The 7,360-nt window shown below is 65.3% G+C and carries 6 protein-coding genes; 5 read left to right on the forward strand and 1 reads right to left on the reverse strand.

Going from position 1 to position 7,360, the window contains the following annotated elements; genetic code table 11:
* Positions 1 to 92 precede the first annotated feature (92 nt).
* The 4 genes from J7I84_RS19910 to J7I84_RS19925 are packed head-to-tail and all read left to right on the forward strand — an operon-like array spanning position 93 to position 4,886.
* Positions 93 to 980, forward strand: a complete 888-nt coding sequence (locus J7I84_RS19910; protein WP_214946250.1) for an alpha/beta hydrolase — start codon at positions 93 to 95, stop codon at positions 978 to 980.
* A gap of 57 nt (positions 981 to 1,037) precedes the next feature.
* Complete coding sequence (locus tag J7I84_RS19915; RefSeq protein ID WP_214946251.1) at positions 1,038 to 1,895, forward strand: fumarylacetoacetate hydrolase family protein; 858 nt, start codon at positions 1,038 to 1,040, stop codon at positions 1,893 to 1,895.
* On the forward strand, positions 1,895 to 3,667 hold the full coding sequence (locus J7I84_RS19920; protein WP_214946252.1) for an FAD-dependent monooxygenase: 1,773 nt from the start codon (positions 1,895 to 1,897) through the stop codon (positions 3,665 to 3,667). The genes J7I84_RS19915 and J7I84_RS19920 overlap by 1 nt, the downstream gene beginning before the upstream one ends.
* Complete coding sequence (locus tag J7I84_RS19925; RefSeq protein ID WP_214946253.1) at positions 3,645 to 4,886, forward strand: DUF3500 domain-containing protein; 1,242 nt, start codon at positions 3,645 to 3,647, stop codon at positions 4,884 to 4,886. The genes J7I84_RS19920 and J7I84_RS19925 overlap by 23 nt, the downstream gene beginning before the upstream one ends.
* An 85-nt stretch (positions 4,887 to 4,971) precedes the next feature.
* On the opposite strand, the gene J7I84_RS19930 is transcribed toward J7I84_RS19925, so the two are convergent.
* Positions 4,972 to 6,042: a quercetin 2,3-dioxygenase gene (locus J7I84_RS19930; protein WP_214946254.1), complete on the reverse strand. Its 1,071-nt coding sequence runs from the start codon at positions 6,040 to 6,042 to the stop codon at positions 4,972 to 4,974.
* A gap of 324 nt (positions 6,043 to 6,366) precedes the next feature.
* Between J7I84_RS19930 and J7I84_RS19935 the strand changes: the two genes are divergently transcribed.
* The coding region (locus tag J7I84_RS19935) for an IS256 family transposase (RefSeq protein WP_214946256.1) at positions 6,367 to 7,360 on the forward strand (994 nt) is incomplete at its 3' end.

Consider the following 7,360-nt stretch of genomic DNA (forward strand, 5'->3'; position numbering starts at 1 on the left):
ACATCAGCGAAAGTTGAGTTATTAGGCGGACCGCTCCTGGCCGCGGGCATCACACCACGGCACAAAGAAGCAGTACAGAGAAGGAGTGGACGATGACGGCAGGAAAGATCCTCAAAGGGATCGCATTTGCCCATCCGGCGGGAGCCGCTGCACTGCTGCTGGACCTGTACATTCCCGCCGACCCCATTCAGGACTCCGGGCCGTTGCCAGCAGTGGTTCACTACCACGGCGGCGGCTGGCGGACAGGTGTCCGCTCGTCGCTGGGCCCCTCACTGGACGCTGCGGGCCTGAGCCCGATCGAGCGACTCGTTGACGCGGGCTTTGTGGTGGCATCGGCAGACTACCGGCTCAGCTCGGTGGCCCACTTTCCTGCACAGCTGCTGGACGCGAGGGCTGCGGTCCGCTGGCTCCGGGCGCACGCCGCTGATTACAACGTGGATCCACACCGAATCTATGCGTGGGGAGACTCGGCAGGCGGCCACCTGGCCAGCCTGGTGGGACTGACGGCCGGGTCTACCGAACACCCCGGCCGGGACGACCTCCATGACCGAGCGCACATCAGCGACACCGTTGCCGCTGTGGCCGCCTGGTATCCACCCACCGACCTCCTCCGCATGGGAGAGCAGGCGCTGTCCAACGCCATCGCCAGCGCGGACGATCCCGGCTCCCGTGAAGCACTCCTCCTCGGCGCGCAGCCATCCGAAGCGCCGGAGAAGGCAACGGCCGCAAGCCCTGTCCGCTATGCGGGAAAGCACGCTCCGCCGTTCTTCCTGGCGCACGGCACCGCGGACCGCTTCGTCCCGCCGGCCCAATCCGCAAGCCTGGCAGCGGCGCTGGAAGCCGCGGGCGCCGACGTCGAACTTCTGCTGATTGAGGGCGCCGACCACATGTGGCAGCTGCCGGGGGACGACCCCGCTGCGGCAACACAAGCCACGGACGCCACCATCGATTTCTTCCGCCGCCAGGCGCAAAAACTTTAACTTCACGCACCCGGGGTCGCGCACCCGCGCCCTGGGCAAGACCAGAAGGGCCCCCTTATGCAGTTTGTTGGTATCGACCACTGTGCCGAGTCCTGGGCCGCGGCCCTCGTGGATTCGCGCCTTTTTCCGCTCGCACCGGTTGCCGAATTCTGGACCGGTCCCGCGGGCTGGCAGGAGAAGGCCCTCACGCTAACGGCCGACGCCGGTCCCTCGCTTGAACGCGGAACCGTTAGCGAAGTACCGCTGGTCCCCGCGTCCGCGCGCGTGATCTGCGTGGGGCTGAACTACAAGGCGCACGTTGCCGAAGGCAGCTACAAGGACCAGGATCTACCCGCCTACCCCACCCTGTTCGGGCGCTGGACGGCGTCCCTTTCCGTGGGCAACGTCCCCGTTCCTGTACCCGCCGGGGAAGATGGGCTGGATTGGGAAGGTGAAGTGGCCGCCTATATCGGCCGCCGGGTGGAGTCGGCGGACGAGGCCGAGGCTGTGGAATCAGTCTTCGGCTACTCCACCTTCAACGACATCACCGCCCGGCGGGCGCAGAAGCTGACCACGCAGTGGACGCTGGGAAAGAACGGCGACTTCACCGGCCCGCTTGGACCCATGGTCAGCCAGGACGAGGTGGGGGACCTCAGGGACGGCCTGCAGGTGCGGACCCGGGTGAACGGCACCGAGGTACAGAACGGCAACACGCGGGACATGATTTTCTCCATTCCGGCCATCATCTCCCTGATCAGCCAGACCCTGACGCTGCACCCCGGCGACGTTATCGCCACAGGCACCCCCGAGGGCGTGGGGTACGCCCGTACCCCGCAGTGGCTTCTGCAGCCCGGTGACACCGTGGAAGTGGAGATCGACAAGCTGGGAACCTTGACCACCCCGGTAGGCGAGCTGTCCCTGCGGAGCCTTGCCTGATGGTCACCCACAGTTTCGCTTCCCCGGACAAGTTGCCTGCAGAGACGCAAGTCTTGATCTCCGGCGGCGGACCCAGCGGCCTGTTCCTGGCACTGGACCTGGCCTCCCGCGGTATCCCGAGCCTGGTCGTGGAACCTCGAAATTCGGTGGACCACGCCCGCCCGCGCGCCAAAACCACCAACGCCCGCACCATGACGCACCTGCGCCGGCTCGGGCTGGCGGAGGCATTGCGGGCCGCTTCTCCGCTGCCTGTGAGCTATTCGCAGGATGTCAGCTTCTGCACCGGCCTCACCGGGCCGGCGGCACATGAACTGCGCAGGTTCCGGCATGCATTCCAGCTGGTGCCCGGCCGCTACGGTCCCCAGCCGGAGTGCGGCCAGCAGGTCCCGCAGCCCATGCTTGAGGAAGTGCTGCGCGCTGCCGTCGCCGGTTCGCCCCTGGTGACGATGGCGACAGGCTGGAGCACGGAGACGGTTGAGGCCGTGGCTGATGCCACGGGCCCTGAGGCCCGTTACACCACGCTGCTTTCCGGCCCTTCCGGCGCCATCCACAGCATCGACGCTGGCTTCGTGATCGGGGCCGACGGCGCTTCGTCCGCCGTGCGCCGGAGCCTGGGTATTCGCCTTGAAGGCGGGTCCGCGGCGCTGTCCAATATCAGCATCCTGTTCCGGTCGTCCGGGCTTGCCGCGGCGGTTGAACTGGACCCGGCGGTGCAGTACTGGGTGGTCGGCGCAGACACGTCGGGCATGGTGGGGCCGGTGGATCTCAAAGGAACATGGTGGGCCATCATCCAAGGCGTCAACGCCCGGGAAACGGTGAACACCGCCAGGGCCGGTCAGATGGTCCGCTCCCTCGTGGGCGACGACGTCGACATCCAGGTCCTGGCCACAGATCCGTGGACGGCGCGTATGTTGCTCGCCCCGAAGTACCGGCGCGGGGGAGTGTTTCTGGTGGGTGATGCAGCGCACCTCAACCCGCCTTGGGGCGGGCACGGCTTCAACACGTGCGTGGGGGACGCCGCGAACCTGGCCTGGAAGATCGCTGCGGTGCTGGACGGGTGGGGCGGTAACGCCCTGCTGGACAGCTACGAGGCAGAGCGCCGGCCGGTAGCCGCACGCACCATCGGTGACGCTGCCGCCAACGGCAAAGCCCTCGCCTACCACTTCGCCGACCCTGCCCTGCTGGCCGACGGCGATGCAGGTGCCGCGGCCCGGCACGCGGCACGCGAAGCCCTGACGGTAAAGCAGAGCGAGTTCGACTCCCTGGGCCTGGTCCTCGGATACGCGTACGGGGACTCGCCGGTAGTGGTTCCGGACGGGACGCCCATCCCTGTGGAGGACCCCATCGTGTACGTTCCCTCGGCCAGTCCCGGAGCCCTGCTTCCGCACGCCTGGCTGGACCGGTCCGCCTCCGTCTACGACCTGTTGGGCAAGGGCTTCACCCTTCTGGTTGATGAAGCAGCGCTGGCAGGCAGGCCGGCTGCTGAGATCTTTGCTCCCGTGGCCCAGAACGGGAGCCGGAACGGAATCCCGGTGGCGATTGCCGCCGTCGGGCCTTTCGACGACGGGACCTCACCGTCCGAGTTGTGGGGCGCCGACGCCGTACTGGTCCGCCCGGACCAGCATGTGGCCTGGCGGGGGAACTCGGCAGAGGCAGCAGCAACAGCCCTCGCCGTCGCCGCCGGCTGTTCCTGGCAGGGAAACCGGGAACAGCAGCAGAACCAGCACAACGAGCAGAAAGGGAGGGCCCGTGCCCACGTCGTCGTTCCGTGACTTTCTTTTCGCCCCTGACCACCCTCGCGTGGCGGAGATCCGCGGCCTGAACGCGCGGGAGTACGCCGAGGCGGCCACCAAAGATTCGTTCGCCGGGCCCATGATCGAGGGCTGGAAAAAGCTGTATCCGCTGCCATTCAAAGGCATCACGAACGACGGCGTCATCCGCTCCGGACTCTATCCTTTGGCTCCCGCGCTGGCGGGGGAGGAGGCGCCCACCGTGGTGATGGTGGCTGCGGCCCGGAAGCTCCTGGATGCCGTCACCCTCGAGCAGGCATCCCGGCTCAGTTACGCCGTGGACGCAGTCGAGTGGCAAAGCTGGGCAAACCCGGAATTCATGCAGCATGACACTGGGCTCCGCCTCGACGAGCTGGAGGGCCCGGTCCGCGATGCCGTGTACGCCGTCATGGAAGCGTCACTCAGCCCGGAGGGCTATGAGCTGTTGCGGAACCTCATGCGGATCAACGGCTTCCTTGGTGAGCTGGTGGAACTGCCGCTGCTGATGAACGAGTTCAGTTACAACTTTGCGCTCTACGGGGACCCGTCTGAGACGGAACCGTGGGGATGGCAGGTGTTCGGCCACCACGCGGCGCTCAACTGCCTGGTTGCCGGGACCCAGCTGGTGATCTCTCCGGTGTTTATGGGTGCCGAGCCGGATGTGATCGACGCCGGGCCGTACCAGGGGGTGGCAGTGTTCAAGGAGCGCATCGCCCTGGCCCGTGAGCTGATGGCGGCATTGCCTGCCAAGCTGCGGGCCGAAGCCACGGTCTATGAATCTATGGTGGATGCCGCAATGCCGGAGGGAAGGATCCATGCCGGGGACGAGCGTCACCTTGGCGGGTGCTTCCAGGACAACCGGGTGATTCCATACGAGGGGATCCGGGTGGCGGATATGACGGGGGAGGCCCGCGCCGTCCTGGACGCATTGGTAAATGACTTCATCGCATACCTGCCGGACGGACCCAGGGCTGCCCGCCGCCGCGAAGTCCAGGAGCATTACGAAGAGACCTTCTTCAGCTGGATCGGCGGCTGGGAGGGGCAGGAGGCCTTCTACTTCAGACTGCAGAGCCCCGTGGTGGTGCTGGAACTGGACCACCACACAGGCGTTTTCCTCAGCAACGACCAGCCCGCACCGTTCCACATGCACACGGTGGTCCGTACGCCCAACGGCAACGACTACGGCCGGGAACTGGTGAAGCAGGCTCTGGCCGGCGGCTAGGATCAACGCTCGCGGCTGGACGCTGGCCGCAAACGGATGGCCCGGCCTTCCTTTCGGAAGGCCGGGCCATCTTTTGCTCTCGGAACTACCAGATCTCCAGCGCGATCCGGCGCTGCGGCGGCGGGCCCACCACCGTGAGATCCATCTCCGCCTGGGCGCGGCCGAAACCTTCCATGTCCATGTAAGGTTGCCCGCCCTCGGTGTACATGTAATCCTCGGTGGGCTTGTTGAAGTACTCAAAGAAGCCGTTGAAGACCGACGGCGTCAGGAACCCGAGCATCTGGGTGTTGTGCGAGTCAAGCGCGAAGGAGTGGATGGTGCCTGCAGGGGCGTGGACGAAGTCGCCCTTCGTCAGCAGCATTTCCCGGCCGTTGGCGTACAGCCACATCCGCCCTTCGGTGACCAGGAAGTTCTCGGTGTGCTGCTCATGGAAGTGCAGCGGGATATACGGCGTCTTCGCACCCTTGGTGTGCACGGCAAAGTAGTTCGAGCCGGTGTTTGCGGGCCGGGACAGATAGGTGAACATGGTCTGGTAGCTGACCAAGCGCTCACCCTCGTGAGCACTAAGGAAGTAGGGGCTCTGCGCGGGCGGCAGGCCGGCGTCGCGTTTGAAGGAAGGCTCCACCTGCTCAACCTCTGGAAAGGTGATCCCGAACTCGGCGCCCACTTCAGCCTGTTCCTGAAGGCTTGAGGTGCGGCCAGCGCGGACGGGCGGGATGTGTGAGTCGATAGGAGTGCCGACACGCTCGTAATAGGCCTCCGCGCCGCCAGGCGTCATCCAATTCAGGAAGCGAGTGTAGTGGCTGGCCATGCGGTAGGCATGAGGCGTGTTCGGCGGAATAACCACCGAGTCGCCCGGGGTGAGGATGCGGCTCTCGCCCGGCAGCCAGACGTGCAGGATGCCGTCGAAGACATAGAGGGTCTTGTGCTCCACCTTGTGGCTAACGAACGGCGATTCCACTCCCATGCCACCTGAAATATAAGCGGCGCTGAAAATTCCCCCCGTATCCACCGCGCGGGCAATCACAGTGACCAACAGGCCGTTGACCTCATAGCGGGCACCTTCACCCGACGCCATGTAGTAGGGCACAGCTTCGCCGGGCAGGGTATTTGCCACCGGCAGCTGCTGGTTCATTTCCTCCACGCTGAGGGACATGGTTCCTTCTTTCTATTCCTCCGGCTGCGCCGGCATACGACCTCCATCATCACGCAGTTGCTCACCGGCAGGAGGAGGAATTTCAATGAATGAAAGCGGTTGTTGCTGCTGGTTGCCATATCGAAAATAGCCGCAGCACTCAGCGTTTCTCTACGGAACTGGCCATTGAGAAATGGAATCGGGAAGTCCGCTCCCTGCTCGTTTGGAACGCCGATAATGGAGATTCCGTAAACCTAGGGGACTGTAAGAAAACGGTGTGTGGGGTCCGGCCTGATCCGAAAGGAGACGGCCGTGTCAGAGTCCACGACCGAGATGACAGGGGTGATGATCGATCCTGTGACGGGAGAGATCATCGATCAGAAGGAGCTCGCGGAGCGGTTGCTCGCGCAGGTTAAGGAGCAGGGAGTGAGCTTGGTAGGCCCGGGCGGGCTGCTGAACCAGCTCACGCGGAACGTGCTGGAGACCGCGCTGGAAGCGGAACTGACCGAGCACCTCGGGCACGAGCATGGCCAGACGCCGATCGCAGCCAACATGCGCAACGGCACCAGGTCCAAGACCGTGCTGACCGAGATCGGCCCGGTCGAGATCGAGGTGCCCCGGGATCGTGACGGATCATTCGAGCCGGTGATCGTGCCCAAGCGAAAACGGCGACTGGACGGGATCGACCAGATCGTCCTCTCGCTCTCCGCCCGGGGGCTGACCACCGGGGAAATCGCCGCGCACTTCGAGGAGGTCTACGGGGCCAAGGTCTCCAAAGACACCATCAGCCGCATCACAGAAAAGGTTGTTGGCGAACTGGCCGAATGGTCAGCCCGGCCGTTGGATCCGGTCTATCCGGTGCTCTTCGTGGACGCGATCGTCGTCAAGGTCCGTGACGGGCAGGTGCGCAACACCCCGTTCTATGTCGTCATGGGCGTCACCGTGAACGGGGAGCGGGAGATTCTGGGGATCTGGGCCGGCGACGGCGGCGAGGGTGCACGGTTCTGGCTCCAGGTGTTCGCCGAGCTGAAGAACCGGGGCGTGGAAGATGTGTTGATCGCCGTCTGTGACGGGCTCAAGGGCCTGCAGGAGGCGATCACGACCACGTGGGAGCGAACGGTCGTGCAGCAATGCATCGTGCACCTGATCCGCAACAGCTTCCGCTACGCCCGACGCCAGCACCGCGACGGCATCGTCAAGGCGCTCAAGCCCGTCTACACGGCCCCGTCCGAGCAAGCGGCAAAGGACCGGTTCGCCGAGTTCACCGCCGAATGGGGCCAGCGATATCCGGCCATCGTACGGCTCTGGGAAGCCTCGTGGGCCGAGTTCGTGCCCTTTC

Origin of the sequence: Arthrobacter sp. ISL-85 (assembly GCF_018613675.1) — a bacterium.
Classification (GTDB): Bacteria; Actinomycetota; Actinomycetes; order Actinomycetales; family Micrococcaceae; genus Arthrobacter.